Source organism: Foetidibacter luteolus (genome assembly GCF_009650435.1).
GTDB lineage: Bacteria > Bacteroidota > Bacteroidia > Chitinophagales > Chitinophagaceae > Foetidibacter > Foetidibacter luteolus.
In genome coordinates this window covers 1-15,962 of the sequence record NZ_VVIP01000094.1, presented here as the reverse complement: position 1 = coordinate 15,962, position 15,962 = coordinate 1, and the positions used below count along the sequence as shown (strand labels likewise).

At 45.5% G+C, this 15,962-nt stretch carries 12 protein-coding genes; 5 read left to right on the top strand and 7 right to left on the bottom strand.

The window, feature by feature from the left end:
* Positions 1 to 42: 42 nt before the first annotated feature.
* Together lipA and F0364_RS27725 are read right to left on the bottom strand one after the other, a co-directional pair.
* Positions 43 to 981, bottom strand: coding sequence for a lipoyl synthase (lipA, locus tag F0364_RS27730; RefSeq protein ID WP_153801082.1), 939 nt, complete (start codon positions 979 to 981; stop codon positions 43 to 45).
* Positions 982 to 1,091: 110 nt separating this feature from the next.
* Positions 1,092 to 1,901, bottom strand: coding sequence for a hypothetical protein (locus F0364_RS27725; protein WP_153801081.1), 810 nt, complete (start codon positions 1,899 to 1,901; stop codon positions 1,092 to 1,094).
* 45 nt (positions 1,902 to 1,946) lie between these two features.
* Between F0364_RS27725 and F0364_RS27720 the strand changes: the two genes are divergently transcribed.
* Positions 1,947 to 2,357 carry an OsmC family protein gene (locus tag F0364_RS27720; protein ID WP_153801080.1) on the top strand — a complete coding sequence of 137 codons (411 nt, stop codon included), beginning with the start codon at positions 1,947 to 1,949 and terminating at the stop codon, positions 2,355 to 2,357.
* Between the two features lie 275 nt (positions 2,358 to 2,632).
* Here the strand turns inward: F0364_RS27720 and trhO are convergent, their stop codons facing one another.
* Positions 2,633 to 3,694 carry an oxygen-dependent tRNA uridine(34) hydroxylase TrhO gene (gene trhO / locus F0364_RS27715; protein ID WP_235921333.1) on the bottom strand — a complete coding sequence of 354 codons (1,062 nt, stop codon included), beginning with the start codon at positions 3,692 to 3,694 and terminating at the stop codon, positions 2,633 to 2,635.
* Between the two features lie 180 nt (positions 3,695 to 3,874).
* Between trhO and F0364_RS27710 the strand changes: the two genes are divergently transcribed.
* A complete protein-coding gene (locus tag F0364_RS27710; RefSeq protein WP_153801079.1) occupies positions 3,875 to 4,276 on the top strand; it encodes a hypothetical protein in 402 nt (133 codons plus the stop codon).
* A 371-nt stretch (positions 4,277 to 4,647) separates the two neighbouring features.
* Here the strand turns inward: F0364_RS27710 and F0364_RS27705 are convergent, their stop codons facing one another.
* Positions 4,648 to 5,448, bottom strand: a complete 801-nt coding sequence (locus F0364_RS27705) for a M57 family metalloprotease (RefSeq protein WP_153801078.1) — start codon at positions 5,446 to 5,448, stop codon at positions 4,648 to 4,650.
* Positions 5,449 to 5,764: 316 nt separating this feature from the next.
* On the opposite strand from F0364_RS27705, the gene F0364_RS27700 reads away from it, so the two are divergent.
* Entirely contained in the window at positions 5,765 to 8,560 is a 2,796-nt protein-coding gene (locus F0364_RS27700; protein ID WP_153801077.1) for a S8 family peptidase, read from the top strand.
* A gap of 184 nt (positions 8,561 to 8,744) precedes the next feature.
* Positions 8,745 to 9,134, top strand: coding sequence for a DUF1398 domain-containing protein (locus F0364_RS27695; protein ID WP_153801076.1), 390 nt, complete (start codon positions 8,745 to 8,747; stop codon positions 9,132 to 9,134).
* 148 nt (positions 9,135 to 9,282) lie between these two features.
* Here F0364_RS27695 and F0364_RS27690 read toward each other — a convergent pair whose 3' ends face one another.
* Positions 9,283 to 10,797: a DUF4394 domain-containing protein gene (locus F0364_RS27690; RefSeq protein WP_153801075.1), complete on the bottom strand. Its 1,515-nt coding sequence runs from the start codon at positions 10,795 to 10,797 to the stop codon at positions 9,283 to 9,285.
* Positions 10,798 to 11,789: 992 nt separating this feature from the next.
* Between F0364_RS27690 and F0364_RS27685 the strand changes: the two genes are divergently transcribed.
* Entirely contained in the window at positions 11,790 to 13,601 is a 1,812-nt protein-coding gene (locus tag F0364_RS27685) for a thiol-activated cytolysin C-terminal domain-containing protein (protein WP_153801074.1), read from the top strand.
* A gap of 476 nt (positions 13,602 to 14,077) precedes the next feature.
* On the opposite strand, the gene F0364_RS27680 is transcribed toward F0364_RS27685, so the two are convergent.
* Complete coding sequence (locus tag F0364_RS27680; protein WP_153801073.1) at positions 14,078 to 15,397, bottom strand: serine hydrolase domain-containing protein; 1,320 nt, start codon at positions 15,395 to 15,397, stop codon at positions 14,078 to 14,080.
* Positions 15,398 to 15,466: 69 nt separating this feature from the next.
* Positions 15,467 to 15,811 carry a hypothetical protein gene (locus F0364_RS27675; RefSeq protein ID WP_153801072.1) on the bottom strand — a complete coding sequence of 115 codons (345 nt, stop codon included), beginning with the start codon at positions 15,809 to 15,811 and terminating at the stop codon, positions 15,467 to 15,469.
* Positions 15,812 to 15,962 lie beyond the last annotated feature (151 nt).

Genomic DNA, 15,962 nt, shown 5'->3' with positions numbered 1-15,962 from the left:
ATTGGGCTATACTAAAATGAGATTGAAAAATTGCAAGGGAAGCTATGAAGCCACGGCCATTTCTTTTTCTTCCATCCATTTTTTACGGCCGTAGCCTTCAAAAACATGGCGCTCGCTGTGGTAAGAAGAGCGGACAAGGGGGCCGCTTTCCACATAGTCAAAGCCCAGTTCGTAACCGATTTCCCTTAGCTCGGCAAACTCATCCGGGTGCACAAAACGCTGTACGGCCAGGTGTTTTTTGGTAGGCTGCAGGTACTGGCCCAGCGTAATTACATCTACGTTAACGGCCGCAAGGTCTTCCAGGGTTTGCACCACTTCTTCCTTTGTTTCGCCAAGGCCCAGCATAATACCTGTTTTGGTACGCATGCCACCCTCTTTTAAAATGCGCAGCACTTCTATACTGCGGCGGTATTTGGCCTGTATGCGCACCTGGCGGGTAAGGCGCTCAACGGTTTCCATGTTATGGCTAACCACTTCCGGGGCGGCATCAATAATGCGTTGAATATTCTCAGCCTGGCCTTTAAAATCGGGCACCAGGGTTTCCAGCGTAGTACCGGGGTTAAGTGCTTTTACGGCTTTTATGGTGTTGTACCAGATGATGGAGCCGCCATCTCTCAGCTCATCCCTGTCCACACTGGTAATAACGGCGTGTTTTACCTTCATCAGGTGAATGGCTTCGGCCACACGCTGCGGCTCATCCCAGTCAACCGCGTCGGGCCTGCCGGTAGTTACGGCACAAAAACCGCAACTGCGGGTACATACATTACCCAATATCATAAAAGTGGCGGTACCAGCACCCCAGCATTCGCCCATATTGGGGCAGTTGCCGCTTTCGCAAATGGTATGCAGCTTGTGGGTATCAACCAATCCACGTACATGCTTATAGCTTTCCCCTACTGGCAATTTAACACGAAGCCAATCCGGCTTTTTTACTTTCACTTCTGGTATAACGGTGTTTGATGCTATTGGTAATTCCTGCATTGCTCTGAATGTTTGATTGTTCAGTTGTTCAATGTTCAACGTTAAAGCTTTATATCAAAACTTTGAACATTGAACAGTAAAACATTGAACAGTTAAGCCTCAAAATTAACTCACTTTCTCTTTCCAAATACAACGGATACATAGGCATTGAAGAAGAACTTTTTGGATGGCACGCTGAAGAGGATGGGCATGTCCTGTGTGTAATACTCAGCGTTTACACCTGTTTCCACGGCAGACAGCAACTCGTTAAACCGGCCATAATCAAACCGCAACGCCAGCCTTGCATGCACGCCGGGTACAAACTTAATATTGCCCCAGCCTTTAAAAAGGCCGGCGGAACCTACTATATAACTTGGGTCTTTAAAGTAACGGGCAGTGCTGTCGTCGTAGCGCACATCGCGGGTTTGGTTATTTTCATCGGTAATGGTAAGGTAGTAAGGCTTTAAGAAGCCGCCGCTAAAACCGCCGCCATAGATAGCGGAAACCGCCACACCGTTCTTGTTGCCTTTGCCACCAATAAGCCGCTGCTCGCCAATACCTAGTTTAAGCTGGTAAAAATTGTTGATTTTGCCGTAAATAACGGGGTTGCCCAAAATAATAAACGGGCCGGAAACAGAGGTAGGGGTTTTTCTTTCTTCTTTGGAGTGTTTACGCTCACTTAATTCGGCCCACCATAAAAAAGTTTTTGTAATGGTTTTATAGCGGCCATGCTCGTAAAAAAGGCCATATCCATCCGTGCTTAGTTTTATGCCAAATGCCCCTTGCTTGTTGTATATCAATGCCCCTTCTTCTTCCTGTTTTGCCAATTGGTTTATCTTCTCTTTTCTCTCCTGCCGTTTTTGCTCCCTGCTTTTTTTACCTTGTCCATAACCTGCCAACACTACCGAGCTAATCGTTAAAACCAAGAATATCTTCTTCACGATATGTATATTTGATGCTTGTAAATTTATGATAAAAATAAGGCAATGACTTCACAAATAATTTATAAAGGCAACCTGCGTACCGAGGCTACCCACCTGCAAAGCAACACAGTTATTGAAACGGATGCGCCTGTGGACAACCAGGGAAATGGAGAACGTTTTTCCCCGACAGATATTGTGTCAACCGCCCTGGGTAGCTGCATGCTTACCATTATGGGTATTAAGGCCAGGGACATGCAGGTAAACCTGGATGGCACACAAATTGGCATTACCAAAATTATGGCTTCAGACCCAAGGCGCATAAGCGGCGTTAAGCTGGTATTTGATTTTACTGACAATACCGTTGTTGACGAAAAGCAAAAAGCCATACTTGAACGTGCCGCTTTAACCTGCCCCGTAGCTAAAAGCATACATCCCGATATTGAGGTGGACGTAACTTTTAACTGGAAGAGTTAGAGCCTTTAATGATAACTTTCGCTGCCCCGGAGCATTTTGCACGGGGTATTTTTTTGGTGGCCGGCAATAGTACTTTATGGAGACATCGTTGCGTCGCACTACGTTCATCGTTCGGTACATTGGGCGGCTTTGCAGGCCCGGGTAGAGATGGTGGTGCGTGTGGACACGCACCACGGAGCAGGATGGTGGTACGTGGGGATACGCACCAGGGCTACCGTGTGTACACATTTTTTGAAGAAACAAAAGGAACACGGATGACACCAGGGGGCAGTACGCTACCCTTTCTCATTGAGCCTTGGCCGCAGCCGGGCTTTTGATTTATTGAAAATATTACGGCCTTTATCAATACCGCTGCGTATTTCTTTTTGCCGCTCTACCGGCATGTGTATGGTATCGTGGCATTCTGTGCTGCAGCAACCTTCGTATTGCCTTGCACATTCTTCACACTGTATAAATAACAGGTGGCAGCCATTGTTTTTGCAATTGGTGTGCGTATCGCAGGGTTTGCCGCACTGGTGGCATTTGGCGATTACATCGTCGGTAATCCTTTCTCCCAGGCGGTCATCAAACACAAAATTTTTACCGGTAAACCGGCTGGGTAACCCGTTCTCCTTCACCTGCCTGGCATAATTAATAATACCACCCTCCAGGTGAAACACATTCTTAAACCCTTTGTGCAGCATGTAAGCGCTGGCTTTCTCGCAACGTATGCCGCCGGTACAGTACATGATGATGTTACGGTCTTCCTTACCCTGCAACATATCCGCGGCCATGGGCAACTGCTCCCTGAAAGTATCTGATGGTACTTCTACGGCATTATCAAAATGGCCCACTTCGTATTCGTAATGGTTGCGCATATCAATAACAATAGTATCATCCTTATCCATCAGTTCGTTCATTTCAACCGCGTTTACGTAACGGCCTTTGTTTTGCATGTTAAAGGAAGGGTCTTCTATGCCATCGGCAACAATTTTGTCACGCACTTTAATCTTAAGTACCCAGAACGATTTGCCATTATCATCTACCGCAATGTTCAATCGAATATTATTAAGCGGTTCATAGGCATACAGCACCTGCCTGAAAGCATCCACGTTGTTTTGGGGAACGCTTACCTGCGCATTGATGCCTTCTGAAGCAACGTAAATGCGGCCAAAGACTTTTAATTCCACTAATTTTTTGTACAAATCATCCCTGAAAAATTGCGGGTTCTGAACAGGAAAGTAATGATAGAAGCTTACGGTAGAACGAATTTCTGTTTCCTGCAACAGGCGCTTCTTTAGCTCCTGGTTGGAAACACGGTTGTGCAACACTGGCATAAACTTGACAATTTCAGACATCAGCGGCGTTTTTACGCCACCGATATTCCATTAAACAATAATTATGGACCCGCTTGCAGGGCGGGCAAAATGCGCCGCAAAAGTAACGTTTTCCCTCCGCAGAAAACAACAGATTAAAATAACCATAAAAATGACCGGCGGGCTTTGCCAGCCCACACGGACAGCTAATTTCGTTCCTCTATGCAGGAAGCTTTTACCGATAAAATTGCCGGGCTTATAAAGCTGCTTTCTTTTAAGGAAGGCCTGCTGAATTGTGAGGCCGAGCTTAACAAGGCTTATGGCCATATAGATAAAGGCATTAAAAAAACCGCGGAACGATTTATTTCTGTTTTTTGCGAACATGCGCTTGCTGATACGGATTATACAGAAGTGCAAAAAGACGCTGTTGGTTACCAGTCTTTAGCGGATTATATTCATACTAATAACCTAAGCCTGCCCTACATCATTAAATGTATCACCTACTTTATCTGGACTGACAAGGTAACCGAAGGATACTTTATCAATAAGATAAAAGACAACTCCCTTATTACACTGCTTAACCGGCTTGATTTCCTGCTAAAAGAACACAGGCAGCTTTGTTGATTTGCAACAGTTGGGCAGGCTGCTAAAACTGTTTTGCATACTGCACTTATAAAACGAAACTCTTACTGCTTTACTGCCCGCAGGATAAAATATGCACCAATTTTTCCCCTTTTAAGGCAATGTTATCAGTAGCATGGTATTGTCACCGCGCCAGGGATTGAAGCGGTTACCCCGCCGAAGCTAGCAGCATGGCTTTGTGGCAGAGTAGTAGCACAACCGGGAAAGAGCAACCAAATGTTGCTTTGACGAAGGTTGCGAACGTAGTTTTGCCCGGTGCCTTAAGCAGGCGCCCTTATCTTTTATACCGGCAGGCGTTAATAAAACAGCCCCGCACTTTTATACGGGGCCGCATGGTGTATGATTGCAAACTACTATTTGTAGAGATAATTAAGCGCCGTTCTGTCATTAGCGTTAAAGGGCCTGTTATCGCCGCTGCCGATACATGCCAGCATCCAGGAATTGGGGTCTGGCCCGCTGGCTGTACCCGGAATATAAACCGCACCTACTGTGGAAGCGCCTTCATTAGTTGGAGAACCACCGCAGCTATAGCTCCTGTCCATATAATCTGTATGGCGAAAGCCTATGCAATGCCCTATCTCGTGTGCAATAATGCTGGCTACAGTAGCCTGTGGCTGATTACCTATAGCCCGGGAATTTACCTTTACCTGGTTGTATGGCTGTCCGGAAGAGGTGGGAAAGCCTGCTGAAGCAAGATAACTGCCATTACCTTTTACCAGCGTAATAGACGCGTTAGAGCTTACACGCTGAAAAGTGATGCGCAAACCCAAAGCATTGTACCGGCTTAAAGCTTCATCTGTAGCGGCAACATAAGAGCTGGGCAGCTTTGAATCTACCCGTACGGTTATTACCCTGGGCAAACCGGTAACAAGGTTAAAAGTGCGGTACTGTTCTGTATTGGCAATACGCAGCAATTGGTAACCCGGGTTTGTTTTTAAGTCTTTGGGCGAAATACTTATATCGCCTTCCACAATGTAACTGCCGTCTTCATCCAGCGTTACATCTTTATTACTGAACCCCAGGTTATAAATACCATCCAGGGCCTCCTGGCTAATACGGTTGCCAGGCGCGGGTTCAGAATTGTTTTTGGTACATGAACTTAAAATACCACCGGCTAATAACACCAGCACGGCTGAGGATAAGATCTTTCTCATTGTGTCTTGATTTGGAATTAAAAATTGAACACTCAAATTAACCCTTTAACATTTTATTATAAATCTTCAAAAAAGCAACATTGTTGCATGATTAATTGCTGTAAAACATTTTAGAAGAAGAGGATAAAAAAATTTAAGGATAAAGACCTTTTGCAGCAATTTTTAACCGGTTTGTATAAAAAAAATGGAGATTGGCGAAAAAAGCTATACCAGGCGGTATTTGTGCCTAAAGTCATTATATTTCCGCATGTATTTTTCACAGCCACAGATTCAGACTCAAAGTCGCCATGTCGTGTTTTGAGGCTTAGCACTAATTATGAATAAACCGGCCATATTCTGTTTACTATTTTCTTTCTGCTGTTTGCTTTTACATGCCCAGGTTACAGAGCAGGAGTATGTGAAGGATTATGCTCTTCATGATTTAAAAGACTCTTTACCCGCAGGCCAACATTACTATATTGCCGGACTTAACAGCGATAACGTGTTTTGCCGGCCTGAAGAATTTTCAATCGTAAGAAGATTAGGCAAGAATTTAGCGATAATACATGTTGAACGCTTAACAGACAGCATAAGAAATCATCTCAGGTTTCTTTTTCCTGCCAATAACAAATGGAAGCTATCTCCCCGGTTTTCAACAAGCCCAACGGGCAAAGGGAAATACTTAATCAGGTTGCTGAACCGTAAGGTTAACACTTTAAACAAACACAAGCTTACAGTACTTTACAGTTACCAAAACAGTTATATCGTTTCGGCACAACAATCTGTTTTGCCCGCCGGGTTACTTGCTGATGATAATGTTTTGTTTATTGACAACCACAAAAGCCCTGTGGTTGAAACGGTGCTGAACGGAATGGATTTATCCACCAACAAAATAACTGCGGCCCATTCCTTGTACCCGGCTATAGCAGGGGACAGCCTTACAGCTTCCATCAAAGAAAATCTATTTGACACAACGGATGTGGATTTAACCAACCGCTATATTTCCACAGGCCTGGCGTCAAGTATTACAGAAAGCCATGCAGGCATCATGGCCACCCTTATTGGCGGCGCCGGCAATAGCTATTATACCGGCAAAGGCGTGGCATACAGGGCCAATCTTACCTCGTCAGATTTTACCAACCTGCTGCCGGATAGTGATGATACTTACAGTAATTACAGTATCTCAGTCCAAAACCATTCTTACGGCACCGGCATAGAAAACTACTACGGAGCAGATGCCGCGGCTTATGACGAAACAGCCACCAGGCATCCCTCGTTGGTGCATGTTTTTTCCGCGGGCAATTCCGGCGACAAAACCAGTGATACGGGCGTTTACAAAGGGATTGCAAACTATGCCAACATAACAGGCAGCTTTAAAATGGCCAAAAACATTATTACGGTTGGCTCCATAGATTCTTTTTACCATGTTTTGCCGCTTAGCTCAAGAGGGCCGGCATTTGACGGAAGGGTAAAGCCAGAACTTGTAGCCTACGGTACCGACGGCAGTTCGGGAGCAGCGGCTATTGTATCAGGTACAGCGTTACTGCTGCAGCAAGCATATAAACAGAAGCACGGCCATTTACCACCAGGCCCAATTGTAAAAGCCCTGCTGCTGAATACGGCGGATGACGTTGCCGCAAAGGGTATTGACTACCAATCTGGTTTTGGAAGTTTAAATGCCTTACGGGCTTTAGAGGAAAACCAGGCACAACACTTTACTTTTGACTCATTAAGTACCGGCGAGACAAAACAATACAGCTTACAACTACCTGCAAATGCAGTTAACCTTAAAGTGCTGGTTTGCTGGGCCGACCCACCAGCTACTCCTAACAGTTATAAGGCACTGGTGAACGATCTTGATCTGCAACTTGTAAATACATTAACCAACGAAATACACCAGCCGCTTGTTTTAAACGCATTTCCATTAAAAGACTCTTTGCAACAACAGGCCCGGCCCGGCAGGGACAGCCTGAATAATGTAGAGCAGGTAACCATTCTTCATCCTGGCGCCGCGACTTACCAGGTACAGGTATCTGGCCGGGATGTACCACAGGGCAGGCAGGCTTTTGCTATTGCCTACCAGTGGGATACCCTTAACAGTTTTACGTGGCTTTACCCTACTAAAAACGATAACCTTGCTGCCGGGGATATAAATACTGTAAGGTGGCAATCTAACCTTGCTGACGAACAGGCCCGCCTGGAAATAAGCTATAACAAAAACGCTGGTTGGCAAAACGTGGGGCAAACAAACATCAGCAACAACCTCCATTCCTTTACCGTAAAAGATAGTTTTCGCATAGCGCAGTTACGGGTATTGTTCAACGGCAATTATTTTTATTCGGATAGCTTTACCGTTTCCAAAAGGCTCGGCACAGGTGTTGGGTTTAACTGCCCCGATTCATTCCTGCTGTACTGGCAACAGGCGCCTGGCATACAACAATACAGGGTTTACGGACTTGGGCAATTTTTCCTAGAGCAAAAAGCAATTACCAGCGATACCTTTATGCTTATACCAAAAGCCGGTAACCCATTATACTATGCAGTTTCGCCGGTTATAGGAAACTACGACGGCATAAAGTCCTATGGTTTTGACTATACCACGCAGGGTGTGGATTGCTATATACGCAGTTTTCTTGCAGACCTGGCAACCCCTTCAACAGCTTTGGTGCGCATAGAATTAGGTACTAATATTAATTTGAGATATGTTACCCTGGAAAAGCAATACGGTACCCAAATAAAGAACCTGGCCACCTGGCAACCCGTAACAAGCACTTCTTATACCTTTACAGACGACTCCCTTACGCAGGGCTTAAACCTTTACCGTTTGCGGGTTGTATTAACCGATGGGCGTTCTATCAGCAGTGATATACAAACGGTTAACTATCTAAACAATAAGAATTTTATTGTTTTTCCCAATCCTTTGCGAGCCGGACAAACCATCAAAATACTTACCTCACAATTAAACAACTACCAGTTTATCCTGTATTCCTCACTTGGCAAAAAACTTATTCAGGCCAACCTTCCGGATATTTCCAACGAAATCTACCCAGGCATCTTAGCCAGGGGTGTTTATTTCTACGCCATTAGTTTAGACGGACAGGTTGTATATAAAGGAAAACTTGTGGCGCAATAATCTTTATTACAAGCCCGAACAAACGGTAAATCCCAGGATAAGTGCCGGAATCCTTAGCACTGCGTTTAATCGAAACCGGCGCTTTACGTAAGACTTTTTGAGAAAACTATTTTTTACAGCTTCACAATTTTTAACTGCCGCATCTTTGTGTTGTAACCTTATCAATGCAATTAAAACAAGTACCATGTTTACCATTGAACAGATTAAAAGCGCCCATTCGAAAGTAAAATCCGGCGCAGATTTTCCGGCTTACATAGGCGACTTAAAAACGCTGGGTGTAACCCAATATGAAACTTTTGTGGAAGACGGGCACACCAGCTATTTTGGAAATGATAATTACAGCACGTCATCACCTGCCGGGTACCCGCCCCAGGTAATATCTACCGAAACCGATGCGGAAAATTTTAAAGCCCGCCTGAAAGCGCACCAGCAAGGCCAAACAGATTATCCAACTTTTTGTAACGACTGTGCCATATCCGGCATTGCAAAATGGGTTGTTAGCATGGCAGCCATGACCTGCACTTACTATAACCTGGCAGGCCATGAAATATTTGCGGAGGCTATACCACAATAACAGCACACGCAATTTCGCCTTGCATAACCGTATGGCTAAAATGATAACTGCCACTTTAAGGCCAGCCAACACAGATGATAAAGAAACAGGGTTAAAGCGGCCGCTTTAACCCTGTTTCTTATGAGATTTTCCGGTTAACATGGAATAGTTAGAATCCTGCACCCACTGCAAAACTGGTGGCCTGTACCGGGAAGCTGCCCGTAGCCTGTGCCTTACCTGTTGAAAGGTTGATGGAATACAGTTTGGTATTGCCGCCCGAAGTTAGCAGGGCCCAGGCGTTGTTACTGCTGCCACCTATGTCAAAACCGTTGGATGCATTAATACTCACCCCGAGGCTGCCCACTTCTACCAACGTGCCGTTATTAGGAGGGTCTTGCTTATACAATTTACCCGCGGCATGGTCTATATCGAATAAAACTGTTGAAGTAGTTCCGGGAAAGCTGTTGGTGTAAGCAGCCGCAGATACAGCAGGACTGCCGGGGTTAAGATTGGCATCAGTAGCTGCCAGTTCACCGGTTACCGGGTGTACCCGCATGTTAGCGCCATTGCTGTTTACAACCCTGATCCTGTCAACAACAGGATTAAAATCAAAACCATAGCTAACACCTGCAGCAACAGCCGCAAACGGCGTAGCGCTGATAGCGGTTGCCCCGCCTGTGGCCGTGTTTATAGTATATATCCTGTTGGTGCTGCCCAGTGCATATAATTGTCCTGTTACAGGCCTCATATCAAGCCCCGCAACCGTTTCGCCGCTTTGCATGCCGCTAATGGGTTTGCTGATGGTTGTGCCTGGCATGGCAGGGTTAAAAATGTGCAGGTTGTTGGAGCCATCCGCGGCATAAGCTACCGGGTTAGTGGGTATGGCAAGGCCGATGATTTTTTTATCCAGTTCGCAAATGCCAGACAGTTTGCCGCTGTTTAAATCCACATGATAAAGCATTTGTTTTGCGCCGTTTTTGTCGCTCTTGCCCAACGCCGCCAGAGCGTATTTGTTGTCCGGCGAAATATCAAACCCGCCCTCGCCGCTAATGTTTTCGTTAAGGCTGCCTACTTCTACAAGGGTGCCGTTGTTGGGTGGGTCTTGCCGGTATAGTTTTCCTGATGCTACATCAATATTAAATAAGGTGGTGGCCGTTGCACCGGCAAAGTTGTTAAGATACGCCACTGCATTAACGGCAGGTGTACCCGGGTTTAAGTTGCCGTCAACAAACGCAACCGTGCCCAGTTCCGGGTGCAGCCGCAGGTTTTGGCCGTTAGCGGTTACAACGCGTATCCTGTCAACAGTGGGGTTAAAATCAAAGCCGGCTACCGTGCCGTTAAGGGCCGGCGTAAAAGCCTCAGTGCCAAGGGCGGTTGCTGCGCCGGTAACATGGTTAATAATGTACAGCCTGTTACTGTTACCCAGCCCGTAAAGCTGGCCTGTTGCCGGCCTGAAGTCAATAGCCAGCAGCTTTTCTCCCTGCTGCAAACCGGTAACGGATACCGGCGAGTAAGACTGACCCGGTTTTTTGCCGTGCAGCTTTACCAGCGTATTGCCTTCGGTAAGGCCGTAAAATTCAAGGTCGAAGGTTTTGTTGCCGGGAAAAGGAAAATCGTGTTTTTTACAACCATTAATGGCAATAATGGCTAAGCACCATAGCATTGCGGATAGAATTGGTTTCATATGTTAGCTTGATTTTGGTGAAGGAATAATGTATTTACGGCAGGCGCAGGCCGCCGGATTGCGGTGTTGCAGATTCTAATGGAATTCTAATACAGCAACGCAATCCCATACCCTGAGTGGAGTAATTATGAGCCAGGCAGCGGTAACATCTATTAAACTTCGTTGTGTCACTCACTTGTACGCCATGTTCGCTACGCAGCTTTTACCGAAGCGTAGGGGCCAACCTATATTTTTCACTATTACCTGGTAACATTTTTTTACGCTAACCTGTTTATAGCCCGGCTATTATAAAAAACCTGGTTCAGCAGGCTTGCATTTGGCTTTAAAGGTTTTTATCTTGGAGTAGCTTAAATAACGTGAGTTTTGGGTGTCGCACATACCTGTATTAAATAAAACTTATTTACTTTTTTGTCTTGACACAAAAAAGTAACAAAAAAGGTCAAGGAAGAAACGATATACAGCACGTTTCTTCCATTCGCCCTGATTAAACTTTTGCACTACTGTGATTTCAGCAGTAGAATGTTCTTATACAAGGCATACCAAACCTGATGATGCAGTTACAATGAATGATGTTGTCTGACTACCCGGCAACTGTTCAATGTTCTCTTGTTCAAAGTTTAATGTTAACGGCTGTATTAGGTTTTCCGTGTATTTATCAGCTAAAAAATCCTCAGCCCCTTACCCAACAACAGACCGTTAACCAGCAACTTGCAACCGGCAACCGGCCTTCGGGTGAGGGATTGAAGCGGCTACCCCGCTGAAGCCTTCGCAGCCGGGCCTTGTGGCGGAGTAATAGCGGAAAGCCCGGCCCCTTGCGCAGCTTGGGGACACCCCCAAAAAACCTTCGTTACCGCAGAACACAACTGCCCTTGTTGATACCGTGATGATATGGAAAATAACCCTGCCAATTAAAAACGGGTTAGCCTAAAACTGACCATACCAAGCAACTTAAAAAGTGCGGAGTCAGCACCATAATCACTGACACTAATAAAATGAACAGCAAACACCCTTCGTTCTTGCCGCTTCTTTTTCTTCTTTGTTTTTCAACAGCCGCTACGGCCCAGGTTGATACCGGTTTTTATTACAGGCTTACCACCCAATGGCAGGGCGATGGAAAAAGCCTGGATGTAATTAACGACGGCAAAAACAATAACCAGCTTCAGTTAGCCACCACGGGCAATTACAGCGGGCAGTATTGGAAATTTACCCCCATTGGCAACGGCTACTACCGGCTAACCAACCAGTGGCAAGGCGCCTTAAAATCTTTAGATATATTGAATGACGGGAAGAATAATAGCCCCATTTTGGCCAACACGGGAAGCTACTCCGGGCAAAACTGGAAGGTTACCACGCTGGGCAACGGCTACTACCGTTTTACAACTATGTGGCAGGGCGATGGAAAAAGCCTGGATGTTATTAACGATGGCAAAAACAACAGGCTTCAATTAGCAAATACCGGTCTTTACAGCGGCCAGTTTTGGAAGTTAACCAGGATGCATGCCGTGGTTGAAGACCCGGGGTTTTATATGATCTTCGCATCTGACCCGCAATGGCCCTGGACCAATAAAACAGATGATGAGATAACACAAACCGAATCTGAAAAGGAATCTGACGCCACTACCCTTAACCAAAACCATGTTAAAAGCATGAATACCCTTATCAGCGAACTTAACCTGGTAAAAGGCATTATTTTAAACGGAGACCTTACCGCCTACGGGCATTCGCCCGAGTTTGACAAATACACTTCCATTTATAAAGGGGCAAACGCTACCATTTATGCAGGGCTGGGCAACCACGATTATGCCAACAATATTGATGACACCTACGAAAACAACTCGGCCAACAGGATGGTGGAATATATGGTTGACCATATTAAGAGTAACGGCAGCACCAGGTCAGATTACAAGAAATCAGACTCCTATACTTTTCCTGATGTAGTAACCACCATTACCGGCAGCCTTGCCTACTCCTGGGATATTGGCAACGTACACTTTGTGCAGTTACAAAACTACCCGCTGTACAAACGTGAATGGAGTAACTACGTAAGCATAGGCGCGGCCAAAAGAAAAACAGTAAAAATCACTTCGTCCCTTAGCTGGCTTAAAACCGATTTGGCACTTGCCCGCCAGGCCGGTAAAATTATTATTTTGAATTACCACGATTCTGACGAGCATTGGGGAGACTACTATACAACGGATGAGCTGACCACCTTAACCGCCGACTTTAAGGCCATACTGGATACTTACAAAGTATCTGCCGTTTTTGTTGGCCATTACCACAAGTGGCTTGGCAAACAAACTTCGCCAAGGCGTGCTACCGCCACTTATGGCACCACCCCGGTTTTTTATTGCGGGTCTGCCTCGCAAAGCAAATATTTGCTGGCCAACTTTAAAGGCAACAAGCTGATTGTTGAAAATGTTTCCAGCCTGGATGGGGCCGCTACCCGCAGCAATAAAACAGAAATTACCGTATTTGACCAACCCATTGCGGTTGCAACCCCGCAGGCGGATGGCTGGGTTACTTTTTTTAACCAATCAGGTTATGTAGCCAAATACACACTTACTTACACACTTAACGGAGAATTAAAAACTTTTACCACAGGCAATATGAACCTGGGCAACAAACAACGGTACGAGATACCCGCCGCAGCCACAGGCATTAAAGTAAAGGGCGAGGGAAAAACCGGGTTAGCATGGGAAGTATGGCGAACTACATTCAGCGAATCTTTTAATACGCCACCTGCCAAATGCTTTAAATCTTACGGTACATCGCTCGACCAGAAATGGAACAACAACTGCGAGTAAGGGTGGGCGCCACCCCCATGCCCTGAAGGCTATCGTGTGTACACAAATATTAAATAGAACACGGATGACACGGATAGAACGGATAAGCAGGATTTTTAATGCTGCAATGCAGCATTATCCGTGCTAATCCATATTTTTCTTAGCGTGTAAGTCTGATTTCCTAATGAAGGTTTTCGCATGCGAAAAAAAACCCTGAAAATCCATTGAATCCGTGTCATCCGTGTTCCCTTTCTTTCGTTGAAAAGATGTGTCCTAACGGTTGATCCCCTGAAGGGGGTTGGCTGTTGCATGGTGAAAGCATTTTTTTGGGCCGTGCAGCAGGAACTACTATTGGGCTTTACTTGCGTCGCACTCTTGTACGGCTTGTTCGCTATGCAGCTTTTACCGAAGCGTAGGGGCTGGTAATGTTATGATGAGCACTGGTGTGTGAATGCAGGTGGAGTTTTTACCGGATACGCCATCCACACACCAGGCTTTTACTGCTTTGTAAACACAATTGTTTGCGGCCCCTGCTTTAATATCATCTGTTTTTTACCAGGAACAAAATTGAGGGTAACGTTTGTTTCTTCATGCAAAAATTCATCTTTTGCTGTGGCTTCCATGGTATATATTCTTTGGCCATGTGGCTGCGCAAGTAAAAAATTATTCTTAACCCAAATGTCAATAATCAAAGGGCTGCTTTCACTGGTGTAAGTGCCGCTGTATTGCTGCATGTCTTCAGCAGTAGCGGCATAGGTGTTAAATACCGGCAACTTAACCGGCTTATCAAAAACAATGGATAAGATGGTTTCATTCACGGTCTCCAGTTTATAGTTTTTAGCGTTGGAGAGTAATACGTACAGTGTTTGATCTTGCGGAAAATAGTAATAGTAAGAGTTGAAGCCATCAATGGCGCCATCATGCATATAAGCGTTTTGGCCCAGTATGTTTTTTTGGAAAACACCCAGCCCCATTCCATCGGTTTGTTCTTCCATTGTTGCGAGCATCGCTGCGGATATTATCCGGCCCTGGAAGATAGCTTCCAGCACTTTTGCCAAATCATCTGCCGAAGCAACAATGGCGCCGGCCCCAAGGGGAATGGAAAGGTCTGTCTGCACAGCGGCATCCCACCCCGCCGTAAAGTTATAAGACAGCGATTTGCTTTGGGGATCAATCATTTTATCTCCCAATTGAAAACGTGTTAACTGCAGGGGTTCGGTTATTTTGGCTTTCAGTATTTCACCGTAGGTGGAATGATAAATATCTTCAAGAATAAAAGAAAGCAGTACATAGTTAGAATTACTATACGATGCTTTGGTACCTGGTGGAAAATCACTGCCGCCTTTAGCGATAGTGTCAATAAGGTCTTGCCGGTTTTTAGGTTGTGTATTCCAGCCAAGGTAATTGCCACCTGTAAAATTATGGATGCCGCTGTGGTGGTTAAGCAGTTGGTTTACCGTAACCTGCTCTGCATGTTGTATAGAGGGGAAATAAGCCTTTATATTGTCTGAAAGTTGAAGCCGCCCTTCTTCGATGGCTTTGAGTATCAAAACCGCGGTAATGGTTTTTGTGATGGACCCAATCCTGTACATTGTTTGCCCGTTAGCCCTTGTACCCGCTTTTATGTTAGAAAAACCTACTGACCGCGAATACAGGTTTTTGTTGTGCTGGCGTACCAGTACATTGCCCATGAGTTTATTACTGCTCTCTAATAGCCGGAGGTAATTGTCCAGTTTTGCTTTATCAATTGTTTGAGAGAAGGAGTTGCTAACCAACAGCAGGCTTAGCAACAACGGGAGAAGTTTGTTGTTTAACATGATTTGCCTTTTAATACTGTTGGGGTCACAAGATGAAAAACATCGCCCTGTGTTCACCGGCAATAGGTATCAATGGCCTGATAGCGGTGCAGGCGGTGGGCGGAAGACCGTTTGGGGGATACGGAAGACCATTTGCCGCCTGCGGAAGATCGGTTGAGGCATGCGGAAGATCGTTTGAGGCATGCGGAAGATGATTTGAGGCGTGCGGAAGATCGTTTGAGGCGTGCGGAAGATCGTTTGAGGCCTGCGGAAGATCGTTTGAGGCCTACGGAAGATGATTTGAGGCATGCGGAAGATCGTTTGAGGCATGCGGAAGATCGTTTGAGGCATGCGGAAGATCATTTGAGGCATGCGGAAGATCATTTGAGGCAAAAATGTCAGCTTCCCGAGAGGCTGTAAAATAAACTGTGTCAAGGTTAAAAAATAAGATAACCTTTAACACATCAAGATGAAGTCAAAAACAGAAACACCGTTCGGGTTTGATTACGAGGCCGTGAAGAACAAGGCCCTGGAACAACTCAAGAGTGGAAAGCCACTATTAGGAAAAGAAGGTGCTTTGGCGCCG